The 13,706-nt window shown below is 77.1% G+C and carries 15 protein-coding genes; 7 read left to right on the forward strand and 8 right to left on the reverse strand.

Annotated elements, in window-relative coordinates; translation table 11 throughout:
• Positions 1-639: 639 nt before the first annotated feature.
• The 4 genes from rimM to VKV23_06260 are packed head-to-tail and all read left to right on the forward strand — an operon-like array spanning position 640 to position 2,626.
• Entirely contained in the window at positions 640-1,122 is a 483-nt protein-coding gene (gene rimM, locus VKV23_06245; GenBank protein HLI15635.1) for a ribosome maturation factor RimM, read from the forward strand.
• Entirely contained in the window at positions 1,119-1,928 is an 810-nt protein-coding gene (trmD, locus tag VKV23_06250; protein ID HLI15636.1) for a tRNA (guanosine(37)-N1)-methyltransferase TrmD, read from the forward strand. The genes rimM and trmD overlap by 4 nt, the downstream gene beginning before the upstream one ends.
• Positions 1,925-2,275, forward strand: coding sequence for a 50S ribosomal protein L19 (gene rplS, locus VKV23_06255; protein HLI15637.1), 351 nt, complete (start codon positions 1,925-1,927; stop codon positions 2,273-2,275). The genes trmD and rplS overlap by 4 nt, the downstream gene beginning before the upstream one ends.
• Positions 2,276-2,329: 54 nt before the next feature.
• Positions 2,330-2,626, forward strand: a complete 297-nt coding sequence (locus tag VKV23_06260; protein ID HLI15638.1) for a DUF2469 family protein — start codon at positions 2,330-2,332, stop codon at positions 2,624-2,626.
• A 466-nt stretch (positions 2,627-3,092) separates the two neighbouring features.
• Here the strand turns inward: VKV23_06260 and VKV23_06265 are convergent, their stop codons facing one another.
• Together VKV23_06265 and VKV23_06270 are read right to left on the reverse strand one after the other, a co-directional pair.
• Positions 3,093-3,581 carry a DUF2510 domain-containing protein gene (locus tag VKV23_06265; protein ID HLI15639.1) on the reverse strand — a complete coding sequence of 163 codons (489 nt, stop codon included), beginning with the start codon at positions 3,579-3,581 and terminating at the stop codon, positions 3,093-3,095.
• Positions 3,582-3,633: 52 nt separating this feature from the next.
• On the reverse strand, positions 3,634-3,888 hold the full coding sequence (locus VKV23_06270; protein ID HLI15640.1) for a hypothetical protein: 255 nt from the start codon (positions 3,886-3,888) through the stop codon (positions 3,634-3,636).
• Positions 3,889-3,894: 6 nt separating this feature from the next.
• On the opposite strand from VKV23_06270, the gene VKV23_06275 reads away from it, so the two are divergent.
• The 3 genes from VKV23_06275 to VKV23_06285 all read left to right on the forward strand — a co-directional run bounded on the left by VKV23_06275 (position 3,895) and on the right by VKV23_06285 (position 6,339).
• Positions 3,895-4,800, forward strand: coding sequence for an LLM class flavin-dependent oxidoreductase (locus VKV23_06275; protein ID HLI15641.1), 906 nt, complete (start codon positions 3,895-3,897; stop codon positions 4,798-4,800).
• 118 nt (positions 4,801-4,918) lie between these two features.
• Complete coding sequence (locus VKV23_06280) at positions 4,919-5,512, forward strand: glycerol-3-phosphate acyltransferase (GenBank protein ID HLI15642.1); 594 nt, start codon at positions 4,919-4,921, stop codon at positions 5,510-5,512.
• Positions 5,509-6,339, forward strand: coding sequence for a DegV family protein (locus tag VKV23_06285; protein HLI15643.1), 831 nt, complete (start codon positions 5,509-5,511; stop codon positions 6,337-6,339). Before VKV23_06280 ends, VKV23_06285 begins: the two co-directional genes overlap by 4 nt.
• 27 nt (positions 6,340-6,366) lie before the next feature.
• On the opposite strand, the gene VKV23_06290 is transcribed toward VKV23_06285, so the two are convergent.
• The 6 genes from VKV23_06290 to VKV23_06315 form a co-directional block, all read right to left on the reverse strand.
• Complete coding sequence (locus VKV23_06290) at positions 6,367-7,521, reverse strand: YbhN family protein (GenBank protein ID HLI15644.1); 1,155 nt, start codon at positions 7,519-7,521, stop codon at positions 6,367-6,369.
• Entirely contained in the window at positions 7,518-9,128 is a 1,611-nt protein-coding gene (locus tag VKV23_06295; protein ID HLI15645.1) for a hypothetical protein, read from the reverse strand. Before VKV23_06295 ends, VKV23_06290 begins: the two co-directional genes overlap by 4 nt.
• On the reverse strand, positions 9,109-10,104 hold the full coding sequence (locus VKV23_06300; protein HLI15646.1) for an NAD(P)-dependent oxidoreductase: 996 nt from the start codon (positions 10,102-10,104) through the stop codon (positions 9,109-9,111). Before VKV23_06300 ends, VKV23_06295 begins: the two co-directional genes overlap by 20 nt.
• Positions 10,105-10,324: 220 nt before the next feature.
• Positions 10,325-11,626, reverse strand: coding sequence for a NosD domain-containing protein (locus VKV23_06305; protein ID HLI15647.1), 1,302 nt, complete (start codon positions 11,624-11,626; stop codon positions 10,325-10,327).
• 192 nt (positions 11,627-11,818) lie between these two features.
• Positions 11,819-12,652: an aminotransferase class IV gene (locus VKV23_06310; protein ID HLI15648.1), complete on the reverse strand. Its 834-nt coding sequence runs from the start codon at positions 12,650-12,652 to the stop codon at positions 11,819-11,821.
• A gap of 154 nt (positions 12,653-12,806) precedes the next feature.
• Entirely contained in the window at positions 12,807-13,175 is a 369-nt protein-coding gene (locus VKV23_06315; protein ID HLI15649.1) for a carboxymuconolactone decarboxylase family protein, read from the reverse strand.
• Between the last annotated feature and the right edge of the window lie 531 nt (positions 13,176-13,706).

Below are 13,706 nucleotides of genomic sequence, written 5' to 3' on the forward strand. Positions count from 1 at the left end.
TCCCAGCCTGTCGCACGCGCGCAACGCCTCGCGGCCTTGCCGCCGGCAGGAGGTTCCGGGCCCGCAGGTGGCTCAGGCCCGTGCGTGGGCGAGGGGGCCGCTGCGCGAGCGCGTCGGCGTGCAGGCGAGGTCGCAGGTGCGTTGCGGCTTCCCCAGTCGCATGGCAGCGTGGGGCGATCGGCGCGAGGCGGTCGACCGGCGTCGTGCAGCGCCTGGACGGGAGCGCCGGGCCACCGGCGACGGGGGGCCGCGAGGGCACGGAGGTGGGCGAAGGTGCAGGCAGCGTGAGGGCGATCGGCGGCGGGAGCGCGACGCTCGCCCTGCGGCGCGCCCCCGCGCTCGGGCCGCTCCGCCCGGCGCTTCCGCGCCTCGGGCTTCCCGCCTCGCCGGCGCGCCCGGCGAGCCCGCCTCGGCCTCGCGGCGGCGGGGCGCCCTCGGACGGGTGCCGGCACGACCGGCCCGGCGGCTCGCGCGCCGTGCTCTGCGCACGCTCGCTCGCTGCCGCGCCCTCGAGTGACGGTCGCCGGACCCGGGCGAGTCGCGCGACGCCGCGACGGACTCGTCCGGGCGCACCCGGGAGCGGGTCCCCCCGGGGTCGCTCCGGTCGAGGCGGCGCGCGCCCGGCAGTTCGCTAGCGCGGTGGGCCGCCGCCTCGAGCTCGGCCGGATCGGCAGGCCGCACGGCCTGTCGGGCGAGGTCGTCGTCCACCTCGTCTCGAACCGCCCCGAACGGCTCGAGCCGGGGGCGCGCCTCGGCGTGCGGGAGGAGCCGGGCCGTGACCTCCCGACAGAGCTCGTCGTCGTCTCGGCGCGCTCGCACCGGCACGGGCACCTGCTCCGCTTCGCCGGGGTGGACGACCGCGAGGCGGCGGGCGCGCTGACCGGCGCGGTCCTCGAGGGCGACCCGATCGATGACCCCGAGGCCCTCTTCGTCCACGAGCTCGTCGGCGCAGAGGTCGTCGACCTCGCCGGCGAGGTGCGCGGTCGGGTGACCGCGCTCGAGGCGAACCCGGCGAGCGACCTGCTCGTCGTCGACGACCGCTACCTCGTCCCGCTCCGCTTCGTCGTCGCTCGAACGGGTGGGCGCGTCGTCGTCGAGGTGCCCGAGGGGCTCTTCGAGTGAGCGCGCCGCTCGTCGTCGCGATCTTCACGATCTTCCCCGACGTCATCGAGGCGTACGCGAACGCCAGCATCCTCGGCCGGGCCCGGCGCTCGGGGCTGCTCGAGCTCGCCGTGCACGACCTGCGGGCGGGGGCCGCCGACGCCCGGCGATCCGTCGACGACGCACCCTTCGGCGGCGGCCCCGGCATGGTGCTCGCCCCCGGCCCGGTCTTCGCGGCCGTGGAGGCGGCCGCTCCGCCCCGTCCGCTCTACCTGCTCTCGCCGAGCGGCGAGCGACTCGACCAGCGCCGCTGCGCCCGCCTCGCCGAGCTCGGGGCGTTCTCCCTGCTGTGCGGCCGCTACGAGGGGGTCGACCAGCGCATCGCCGACGCGCTCGTGGACGGCGAGCTCTCCATCGGTGACTACGTGCTCGCCGGTGGCGAGCTCGCGGCCCTCGTCGTCCTCGAGGCGGTGGCCCGGCTCGTTCCCGGGGTGCTCGGCAACGAGGCGTCGCCGGGCGAGGAGAGCTTCGCCACCGGCTTGCTCGAGTACCCCCAGTACACGAGGCCGGCGAGCTTCCGAGGCCTCGAGGTTCCCGAGGTGCTGCGCAGCGGCGACCACGGCCGGGTCGCGGCCTGGCGGCGCGCCATGGCCCTGGCGCGCACCCTCGAGCGCCGTCCCGACCTCATCGAGGCGCGCGGCGGCCTCAGCGAGGACGAGGTGCGCCTCCTCGCGGAGCACGGCTATTGTCTTCCTGCCGCCGAGCCGCCGACGGCGGGCGCCTCCCCGCGGCGGGCGCGACCTCGCAAGGAGCGTGAGCTGCCATGAACCCGACCGACCTCGTCGACCGCGCCAACGCGCGCGACGACGTGCCCGAGTTCCGCCCCGGCGACACCGTGAAGGTGCACGTCCGGGTCGTCGAGGGCAACCGGGAGCGGATCCAGGTGTTCCAGGGCGTGGTGATCCGACGCCAGGGGTCCGGGTCGCGGGAGACCTTCAGCGTGCGCAAGGTCAGCTTCGGTGTCGGCGTCGAGCGGACCTTCCCCGTGCACTCGCCGATCATCCAGCAGATCGAGGTCGTGAGCGAGGGCGCCGTGCGGCGGGCGAAGCTCTACTACCTGCGCGACCGGGTCGGCCGGGCCGCGAAGGTGCGGGAGCGCCGCCAGGCCCGCTAGCGGCGCGGCGCGCCGGTGGGACCGTGGGGAGCCCGTGGTGATGGAGTGGCGACGATGAGCGCAGAGGAGGACCTCGACCAGTTCGAAGCGGAGATCGAGCTCGCCCTCTACCAGGAGTACCGGGCGGTGCTGCCGATGTTCCGCTACGTCGTCGAGACCGAGCGGCGCTTCTACCTCGCGAACGACGTCAAGGTGACCCCCCACGAGGGGGACGGCGCGACCTACTTCGAGATCGAGCTCGGCGACGCGTGGGTCTGGGACATGTACCGTCCGGCCCGCTTCGTCTCGTCGGTGCGCGTCGTCACCTTCAAGGACGTGAACGTCGAAGCCCTGCCCGACAAGGAGCTGTGATCCGGCCGGTCGCCGGAGGCCGCCCCCGGCGCCGCGCCACGCACCGCGAGCTGGCAGCGGCGACGCCGGCGGGGTAGGCGGCCAGCACCTACCGGCCCACGCCGAGCGCGGCGCCGGTCTCCGGCCAGCACGCGCCGGACGCGGGCGGTCGCCGTCGGTCGCGCGCCGACCGGCCTCGCCGTGGTCCAGTCGACGGCGTCCGTCGCCGAGGCCGGCGCGCGACGACGTCGACCTCGCGCGCGCCGAGCGCGGTGCCGTCGCCGACCTGGCTCGTCGCCCCCCGCGCCGCGCGCGGCGCGCGCGGGCTTCTCGAGCTGCGGGAGCGCGCCGGAGCGCACGGCGTGGAGGCGGCGGCGCACGACGCCCTCGCGCGCTGCGCCTCGCGGACGGGGCCGGGGCCGTCGTGACTCCCGCCGCGCCGGTCCCTCACCCGGGCGCCGGGCCGCGCGGCGCGCCGGTGCCGGCGCTACAGGGGATCGGTGGCGACCGCCCCCCGGTCGGCGACCTGGTCCGACCAGACGCGCCCGTCGAAGTAGCGCAGCTCGTGGCGGCCCGATGGGTCGGGGTACCACCCGAAGAGGGCGGTGCGCCCTGCCTCGTCGACGGGCACCGCCCAGGTGGCTGCCGGCATGGGGCTCGGCGCGAGCTTCCGGGCCGGCACGACCTCGAGGGGGTCGAACCGCTCGCCGGACAGCGTCACGCCTGCGGCGCGGGTCGTGAACTCGGCGAAGAGCTCGACGATGATGCCGAAGGGCTGGAGCACGAGGCAGATGAGCGCCCACACGAGCGAGGGCAGGTGCCAGGGGGTGACGCCGCGAGCGGCACGGTAGCGGGTCGAGATGCGGTAGCCGAAGACGGCGAAGACGAGCGCGAAGAGGGCCTCGAGCGCGAGCTCCTCCGCGCTCGTGCGCGCCGCCGTCCCCACTGCCGCGAGTCCCAGTGACCCCATCGTCATCCCTCGCCACCATGCTACCGGGCCGGCGCCGCCGGCCGGCCCGACCGCCTGCTCAGCGCCCCGGAGGTCGTCGGGCGCGCTGCTCCCAGCAGGCGCCGTGCCAGTGCCGGCGCTCGTCGGGTGCCTGGAGGGGGACGACGACGACGTGCCCCGTCCCGACCGGCACCTCCTGGCTGCAGCCGGGGCAGCGGTAGGGCTTCGTGGCGGCGTACGGCTGGACGCGGCGCACCTCGGCGGTGGTGCCGGTGAGGGGGTCGATCGCGAGGCGCGAGACACCCCGCCCGCCCGGCGCGCCCCGCCTCGCCACCGCCCGATGATCGCGCCGAGTGGCGCCGCGGGCTACAACCGGGGCGTGCGCATCGATCTCGGCGTCCGGCTCGACCCCGCGGCACTCGTCGCGGGGCCCGACGGCACGGGGGTCCGCCGCCTCGTGCCCCTCGCTCGCCTCGCCGAGGCCGAGGGGGCCGACGCCGTCCTCCTCGCGGGCGACGACCGGCGCCTTCGGGCCGGCACCGTGCTGCCCGCCGACCCCTACGTGCTGCTCGGCGCGCTCGCCGAGGCGACCGAACGCGTCGCGCTCGGGTGCCTCGCCGCCGGCACGGCCGGCCGCCCCCCCTCGCTGCTCGCCAAGCTCGCCGCCTCGCTCGACGTCTGCTCCGACGGGCGCGCCCTCGCGGCGCTCGCCGGGCCCGGCGAGCCACCGCTCGAGCCCGCCTCCCTCGGGGAGGCGCTCGAGGTGGTGCGCGCCATGCTCCGGGTGCCCGGCCCCAGCCTCTCGGGCGCTCGCTTCGCGATCCGTCGGGCCCACAACGAGCCCCGGGCGGCGGGGGACGAGCCGGTGCCGCTCGCGCTCTACGTCGCGCAGGGCGATGCCGAGGCGGACGGGGCGCTCCTCGAGCTCGGCGCCCGCTACGCCGAGCTCACCTTCGTCGCGCTGCGCCCCGGCGGCGAGGCCGCGCTCGCCGGCCTGGCGGAGCGCTTCTCGTCCTCGGCGCGCGCCGCAGGGCGCGTCCCGGCGACGGCCGTGCTCGAGGCCGTGCTGGAGGCCGCCCCCGAGGAGGCGCCGGGCGCGCTCGCCGGGCGCGTCGCGACGGCGCGTGCCTCGGGCGCGGCGGGCGTCGTCGTCGACCTGTGCCCCCCCTACGACGACGCCCTCGAGCGGCGGCTGGCCGCAGCGATCGCCGCGGCGCGCGCGGGCGGCGCGGGGGGCGGGACTTGACGGGGGCGTGCCGCTCGGCAACGGTGCACGAGTGCTGCGACGCGTGGGTGGACGGCGCGGCGCGCCCCCGGTCCGGGCGGGGCGCGGGGGAGCGAGGAGGCGGCCGTCACCGCTCGTCGTGCTCGGCGCCGCCTACCTCGCCGGGTCGGTGCCGGTGGCGAACCTCGTGGCGCGCCGGCGCGCCGGAACGGACCTGCGGGAGGTGGGCAGCGGGACGGTGTCCGGCAGCGCCCTGTACGCCGTGACCGGCTTCGGGCCGCTCGCGCTCGCCGGCTGTGTCGAGCTCGCCAAGGGGGCCACCGGCCCGCTCCTCGCCGGGCGGGAGCGCCCCCTCCTCGGCGCCACCTCCGCAGCCGCCGCCGTCGTCGGCCACAACTGGTCGCCCTGGCTCGGCGGCAGGGGGGGGCGGGGCGTGTCGCTCCTCCTCGGGGCGGGCCTCGTGCTCGCCCCCGAGGGGACGGCGCTGCTCGGCCTCGGCCTCGGCCTCGGCCGGATCGCCCGACGCACCGGTGCAGGCACCTTCGTCGCCCTCGTGCTCCTCCCGCTCCTCCTGTGGCGCTCGAGAGGGCGCCACGGCGCGCTCGCCGGGGCGATCCTCGTGGCGCCGGTCCTCGTGAAGCGGCTCGTCGGCGACGACGGCCGCCTCCCCGCGACGCCCCGCCGCCTCCTGCGGCGCCTCGTCGCCGACGCCGACGAGGCGCCAGCGAGGTGACCGTCGGCGTCGTCGTCGACGGCGGCGCGTCGCTCCCCGACGGGGCCGAGCGGTCGCGCCTCGTCGTCGTGCCGATGTCGATCCGCACGCCCGAGGGCGAGGTCGACGCGTCGGTCGGCCGCGACGAGCTGGTACGGCGCGTGCACGCCGGCGTGACGACCGCCGCACCCTCGCCCGGCGAGTTCCTGGAGGCGATCGAGAAGGCCGAGGGCGGCGACGGCGTCGTCGTCGTGACGGTCGCCGCGCACCTGTCCGCCAGCGCGTCGGCGGCCCGGCTCGCCGGCCAGCTGGCGCAGGCCGAGCACGAGGTGCGCGTCGTCGACAGCGAGAGCGCGACGGCGGGCGAGGGTCTCGTCGCCCTCGCTGCCGCGCGCGCCGCGGCGCAGGAGGCGCCGCTCGAGGCCGTGGTCGCCGCGGCGCGCGCGGCAGCGGCCCGGGTGCGCGTCGTCGCCCAGATCGCCGGCCTGTCCTACCTGGCGCGCACCGGCCGGGTCCCCGCCGCCGCGGTGCTGGCCGCCCGCCTCACCGGGTTGCGCCCGGTGTTCAGCCTCGTGCGTGGCGAGGTGCGCCCGATGCGGCCGGCGTTCTCGAGCGCGGCAGGGGAGGCCCGCGTCCTCGAGCACTTCCGGCGGACGCTGCGCGCCGACGCCCGCCTGCACGTCGCGGCGCTGCACGCCTTCGAGCCGGAGGCGGCCGACCGGCTGCTCGCTGCGGTCCGCAGCCTCGTCGAGCCCGCAACCAGCTTCGTCGCCAGCCTCTCGCCGGTGATGCTCGCGCACACGGGCCCGGGCGTGAGCGGCCTCAGCTGGTGGTGGGAGGAGGCGTGACGGGGAGCGCGGCGCGAGCACCGCTGCCTACGGCGCACCCCCCGGCGTGTCGGCGGGCTGCTCGCCGGCGGACCGTTCGCCGTCCACGGGCGCGGCGAGGGGGTGGCGGGCGAAGCTGACGAGCTCGATCCCGCCGATGAGCGCGACGCCCCAGTAGTTGATGACGCGGTAGACGACGGCCGCGGCGAGGGCGGTGCCGACCGGGACGCCCGTGATGTCGAAGGCCCCGACGATGCCGCCCTCGACGGCGCCGAGGCCGCCGGGGAGGGGGAAGATGCTCCCGGCGAGCTGGGCGGCGGCATAGGCGAAGAGCAGCGGGCGCCAGGGGATCGGCAGTCCCAAGAGCGCGAACGCGCTCACGAGGCAGACGGCATCGGCGAGCCAGTTGCCGGCCGCGTCACCGAAGGTGACCGCGCCCCGGCGCCATCCCGGCCGGCACATCGCGACGCCCTCGGCGGCGGCGAGCAGGCGTCGTGCCAGCGTGGCGAGACCGCCTCGGCGGCCGTCGACGCGACGCTCGAGCGCCTCGAGACGGTGCACGAGCGCGACGAAGGCCGCCGACCCGGCGACGAGGACGAAGCCGCTCGTCGCGAGGAGCGCCGGCGAGCCGACGCCGGCGATCGCGGCGGCCACGAGGAGCAGCGCGAGGAGCGTCACCGTCGAGACGAAGCCCGAGGCGAGCACGGCGAAGAGCGAGAGCGGCGGCGGCAGGTTGATCCGGCGGTACTGCTCGTAGCGCCAGCCCGAGGAGGGAAGCACACCCGCCGGCAGGAGCGCGGCGAGGCCGGTGGAGGCGATCGCGAGCCGGAACAGGTCGACGAGGCGAACCCGTGCACCCCCCGCGAGCAGCAGGTTCGACTGGATGCGGGCGTAGAAGAGGAAGGAGACGAACTCGCCGCCCACCGCCGCCGCGAGCCACGGGAGGCGGCTCGGCCGCACGTGGGCGAAGGCCGTCGTGAAGTCCTTGAGCGCGCTCGGCGCGCGAAGCGCCCCGGCGACGATGGCGGCGACGAGCACGAGCGCGAGGAGGAGGCGCCGCGCCGCTCGCGCGCGCGACCGATGGTGCGGGACGGCCGGCTCCCTCCCGGCTTCCGGCGCCGGCGAACCCTCGGGGACCGGACGGCGGTGCCCGCCCGTCTCGCCCTGGCCGGCCGCCGTGCCCGGCAGCGGGGTCGCGCTCACGAGAGCCCGGGTGCGAGCGCAGGGACGCGCCACGCGGCGGCGAGGCTTCCGATCACCCGGGCGAGGGTCGACTCGGCGGGGTCGGCGACGACGCGCCGGCCCTCGAGCGCCTCGGCGACCACGGCGCGCACGGCCGGATCGGCGAGGTCGCCGCTGTGGAAGGCCGGGACGACGACGCTCTCGACGCCGCGCCAGCGTGGCAGCGCGCCCGTCACCGCGTCGGCGAGGGGGATGACCGCGAGCTCGCGGATCGTCTGGCAGCGGGGCGCGCACGGCGGCGGGGCGGCAGGGCGGAGGTGGTCCGCGAGGAGGGAGCGCAGGAAGGGCTGGTTGGGGGAGAGGTCGACGGTGGAGATCGGCGCGAGCCACGAGCTCAGGACGGCGAGGCCCCGCCCGGCGACCATGCCCCAGCCGTCGCGCCCCGCGGGTGGGTAGCCGACGGCTCCCGGATCGAGGAGCGGGCTCACGAGCACGACCGTCCCCACCGGGGGCCGGGGGGTCGCCGCGAGGTAGGCCTCGACGATCGCGCTGCCCTCGCTCACCGCCACGATGTCGACGGGCCGGCCGCTCGCGCGGGCGAGCTCGTCCACCTGACGCGCCATCAGCCGCTCGAGGTGGGCGAGCGAGGCGCGCGTCGCGCTCGCGGGGTAGGGGAGGGGCGCGCCGGAGCCGGTCGAGCCCCGGTAGGAGAAGCGGACGACGCGCGCCCGGCGCGGCGCGGCGGCGAGGGTGGCCGGCGCGCCCTCGTAGTGGCTCGCGAAGCCGGTGGCGAGGAGGACCACCTGCCGGCCGCGCAGGGCCTCCGGCGCGGCCTCGCCGGCCGGCGCCGACGGCGGGACGCGCGCCGCCGAGAAGCCGGCCGCCGCGCCGAGGAGCGCGCCGGCGACGAAGCTCAGGGCGAAGAGGGGCGCGAGCGGGGCGAAGCGCCGCACCGGGCGCGAGGCGACGGCGGTGACGATCCGGCGCCAGGCGAGCGCCTCGAAGAGGCCGGCGAGCGCGGCGACGGGGAGCGCGAGCGCGACCGGGTCGAGCGAGACGAGCCCGGCGGCCGCGGTGAGCACGAGGGCGGTGAGGGCGGTCCAGGCCGCCGGGCGCAGCCCGGGAGCGTGGCGCCACCAGGCGCTCGACAGGCTCGCCTCGTGGAGGAGGAGAGCGAGGACGACGACGGAGGGGACGGCCGCGAAGTACAGCCAGGACACGGGGAAGGCGCCGAAGCCGTACAGCAGGAGGGCGAAGGGGGCGAGGAGCGCGCCGAGCGCCACGTTCGCCAGCGCGGCGCGCGCCGCGAGCCGCCCGAAGGGCGGCTTGGGGCCCGGCCAGGCGAGGCGCGCCTGGAGCGCGGTGACGCTGGAGCGCAGCGCGAGGAGCGCGCCGGCGCCGAGAGCGAAGGTGGTCCACGAGCGCTCGTAGACGAGGAGCCACCGCAGGTCACCGAAGAGCGCGAGCGGGGGCGGGGCCGCCGCCTGCGGGGCGATCGCCGCGCCGCCGGCGATGCCGAGCCCGACGGCCACCCCCGCCTCGGCGAGGTTCGTCACCAGGCAGACGAGGACGAGCGCCGCGGGCGGGCGACTCAGCGAGGCGCGCCGCTCACCCGCTTCGCGCGTCACGCAGCGCCGCCTCTGCTCTCGACAGCGGGTCGTCGCCGGAGACCATCGCCTCGATGAGCTCGCGCGTCGGTGAGCCCGCGGCGAGCTCCTCCTGGAAGCGGTGCGCGAACCCGCCGCTCGTGATGTCGTCGAGGATGTCGCCGAAGGAGCGCTTCATCGCCTCGACGTCGATGTTGCTCAGCCGGATGAAGCCCCCGAAGCTCGCCGAGTGGCCGTGCAGGCGCACCCCCTCGAAGAAGCCGTGCTCGGCGAAGGCTTCCCACGTGCTCGCCATCTCGCCCGACAGGTACAGCTCGAGCGCGAGCGCGTCGGGGGGCAGGCCACGGCCGACGCCGACCTCGAAGGCGGCGAGCACGGCGGCGCCGAGGTAGGGGCCGAGGGTCTGCTCGACGAAGAGGTCGAGCGCCGCCTCGTCGCGCGCGCACACCTCGAGCGCGGCGCGCCGCAGCGTGCCGAACCCCTTCGCGAGGGCGAGCAGGCGAGCCCGGGCGGTCCCCGTGGCGTCCTGCTCGACCGAGACGAAGCTGTAGAAGCCCTGCCCCGCGACGTACAGCTCGCGGATGCGGGCGCCGATCATGCGCGGCGCGAGCAGGACGGCGTCGACGTCGCTCGGCAGCTTCACGAGGTCGTAGGCGAGGGTGTACCCAGACGAGAAGCACACCAGCGCGCCCGGCGCCGGTCTCGTCGCGGCCGTGGGCGCCAGCACCTCGGGGATGACCTCGTCGGGCAGGGCGAGCCAGACGACGTCGGCGCCGCCGACGGCCTCCTCGATCGGGACGACCTCGAAGCCCTCGGTCCGAGCCCGGGAGGCCGCGGGCTCCTCGCGACTGCCGACGACGACCGCGAGGCCGGCGTCGCGGAGGTTGAGGGCTGCCGGGCGCCCGAGGTTTCCGTACCCGACGACCGCCACACGCTGGCCCTCCAGCGCGGAGAGGTCGGCGTCCTCCTCGGTGTAGCGCGCGCCTTGCTGGGCCATCCGTGCCTCCTCGCCTCGCGGGCCGAGCCCCACCTCGACGGGCTGCGCTCGCCTGGGCGGCGCTCAGTGGCGGGGGCCTGCAGGCGTCCGTCCGGCGGGACTCACGGTCCGTTCCCGCTCAGCGCCCATGCGATGCAGTCTCGTGGCTAACTCTAGCCCCTGGTCCTCGCGCCGACGCGCCTGACGGCGGACGCACGCCCCCGGTTGCCGGGTCGGCGGCTCAGTTGTCCGCCGACACCGGCGTCGCGACGGCGAAGAAGAGGTTGTCGTCGAGCGTGGCGCTGACGAGGTGGCGCGTCCCGAGCCAGATGCCCACCGCGTCGCCGAAGATCCGGTTGCGCGCGATCGTCGTCGAGACGGGCACGCTGCCGGAGAAGACGAGGATCCCGGTCGTGAGCGGGTCGGTCACCGGCGGGCCGTCGAGGGGGTCGCCGGGGCCGGCGGCGGGGCTGCCGAGGTTGTTCTGGCCGATGACGTTGTCGACGACCACGTTCCCGCTCAGGTCCTCGACGGCCCCCGGCGGCAGCGTGTGGGCGTGCATCGTCACGCCGGAGAGCTCGTTGCCGGCGATGTAGTTGCCGGCGACGACGTTGTCGTACGACGCCGTGCCGGGCCCGGCGTCCGCCAGCAGCACCCCGGCACCCTCGCCGGCGAGGCCGTTGCCGGTGATCACGTTGTGCCGGACGACGTTGCGGTAGACGCCGCCGAGCGCCGGCCGGGGCGCGCCGGACGCGGCGAGCGCGTTCGGGTTGTGCCCGGGCAGCGTGACGCCGCAGTCGAAGGGGTTCGCGGTCACGACGTTGCCCTCGACGAGGTTGTCGTGCGTCGGCCCGGTGTCGTCGCTCAGCAGGATCCCGCCGGAGTTGCCCGCGACGTAGCTGTCGAGCACGGCCGAGTCGGCGACGCCGGTGAGGTGGATGCCCTCGCCGCAGTCGCCGGGGATCTGGCCGCTCGGCTGGCACTCGAAGTAGGTGGAGGCCGGGGGCACCCCGCCCCCGCGGTCGTTGCCGACGACGGTGTCGCGCGAGAGGAGGACGTCCCGGAGCGTCGCGCCGAGGCCGACGACGAGGACGCCCTCGCCCGCGGCGCCGGTGATCGTGAGGCCGCTGAGCCGCACGTGCGAGCTCGTGATGACGACGGCGGCGAAGATCGTCTCCGTGCCGATCCCCGGGATGGCGAGCGCGTCGCTCGGGGTGACGCCGGTCTCGTCGATGGTCGCGCCACGCGAGACGAGCTGGAGCGGCCGGTCGATCCTGACCTGCTCGTGGTAGGCGCCGGCGCAGACGACCACCGTGGTGCCGGGGGCCGCGGCACCGATCGCCGCCTGGATGCTCGCGAAGCCCGCCGCCTGGCACGAGGTGTCGCTGTTCGCGCTCGTGCCGGCGGGCGCGACGAAGAGGATCGCGTGGTGCTGCCCGTTGTGGGCGCGAGACGCGCTCGCTGTGCTCGCGCCGAGCGCGAGGGGCACGAGCGCAGCCGCGGCGGCCCACCGGGCGCCGCGAAGGACCTGGGGTGCTCGCATGGGACCTCCCTCGAGACCGGCCGCGCCGCTCGCGGTCCGGCGTCCGCCGACGGGTGCCAGGCCTCGGCCGTGACGGGCACACCCCGACGCGCTGAGGCTGCCCCACTTGTAGCTGTCGGCCGGGCCGGATGCGTCAGCCGTCCGCGTGATCGCTCCTGGTCGGTGACCAGGCGCGGACCTGCCCGCCGGGGCTCAGGGGTCCTCGGACGTCGCGAGGAGCTCGCGGTAGGCCGACGCCGCCTGCGTCGTCACCGGCCCGGGCGCGCCGCCGAGCGCCTCGCCGTCGATCGCCCCGATCGGTTGCACCCCGCGGATCGTCGAGGCGAGGAAGGCCTCGTCGAGGCGGCCGGCGCGAAAGTCCGTGATGGCGAGGTCGCGCTCCTCGCCCCCGACTCGCTCGAGGAGGAGGGCGCGGGTCACCCCCGCGAGGCAGCCCGAGCGCAGCGGCGGGGTGAGGAGCTCGCCGTCGAGCACGACGAAGACGTTCGAGCCCGAGCCCTCGCACAGCTGGCCGGCCGTGTTGGCGAAGATCGCCTCGTGCGCACCCCGCGCCGACGCCCAGGCGAGGGCGAGCGCGTTCTCCGCGTACGAGGTCGTCTTCAGTCCGGCGAGCGCGCCCCGCTCGTTGCGCGGCCAGGGGACGGTGGCGACGCTCGCCAGCTCGCGCGGGTCGTGGTCGAGCGGACCGAGGGCGACGATGACCGTCGGTGCCACGCGCTCGCGACCCGATCCCAGCGGGCCGCGCCCGGCGGTGACGGTGAGGCGCAGGCGGCCCTCCGGCTCGTCGGCGGTCGCGACGACCGCCTCGACCGCGCCGCGCACCTGCGCGAGGTCGAGCGGCGCGATCCCGAGGCCGGCGGCGGAGCGGGCGAGCCGGTCGAGGTGGCGCGAGAGCGCGAACGGCCGGCCCTCGTGCACGAGGACGGTCTCGAAGACGCCGTCGCCCGCGACGAGACCGTGGTCGAAGACCGACACCCGCGCCGCCTCGGGCTCGACGAGGGCGCCGTCGACGTAGACGAGGGCCACGGCCCGAGCCTACGCGTCGGCGCGCGAGCAGCCAGGTGCGCTGCGCGCGCCGACGGCCCGCCGGCGCAAGCCGGCGGCTTCCTCGGCGGCCCAGCCGGTCGCCGTCGCCGAGGGGGCTCGCGTCCGCTCGAGCGCGGACGACGCCTCCGACCGCTCAGCGGTGGCCGTGCACCCGCGCCTCGTCGCCGAGCGCGTGGAGGGCCACCGTCGAGTGGGCGTAGGCACCCCCGGCGCGCATCTCGGCGGCCACCCAGATCGCCTCCATGACCTCCTCGTCGCTCGCGCCCTTCTCGCGCGCCAGCCTCGAGTGGCCGGCGATGCAGTACGGGCACTGGGTGACGTGCGCGACGGCGACGGCGATGAGCTGCTTCGTCTTCTCCGACAGGGCGCCGGCGCCGAACACGGCACGGCTGAAGCGCTCGAAGGCGTCGTGGATGGCGGGCGCCAGCTCCCTGCGCCGCTCGCCGATCGCCGGGGTCGCCGGTGGGTACACGGGCCTCGCCGGTCCTGCGTCGTTCGCCATGGTGGCTCCTTCCCTCTCGTCCGGGCGCTTCCGTGCCCGCGTCGCTCGCGCGCCGGTAGCGGTGCTCCGGCGATCCCGGCCCTGCCCGCCGGCGCCGCGGCCCTCGCCCGTGCGTGCGGCCGCCCGGCAGGCTGTCGCCCCAGCTCGACGGGCAGTTCTGCGGGTGCCTCGCACGCGCCGCGCAGCCGGCGCACGCTCACACACATCGTTGCACGATCCAACTGGCGCGACCAGCGCCGTGGCGCGCCGGGCGTGCGGGATGCTCCCGGCCGCGTACGCCACCGTGGTGGGCAGCGCTCGATTGGCCTCGGGAGGCGAGCGGGCGGGCGGGGGCGCGAGCCGGCGGGGCCGGTCGCCCAGGTAGCGTTCGCGCCGTCATGGCCGAACGCGCCTCGCCCTACCCGCTCCTCTCCTCGATCGCCTCGCCCGAGGACCTGCGCGCGCTGTCGGTCGCCGAGTGCGTCGAGCTCGCGGCCGAGCTTCGCGCCTTCATCGTCGACGCCGTGGGGCGCACGGGGGGCCACCTCGGCT

The sequence above is a fragment of the Acidimicrobiales bacterium genome, from assembly GCA_035294085.1.
Lineage (GTDB): Bacteria > Actinomycetota > Acidimicrobiia > Acidimicrobiales > Bog-793 > DATGLP01.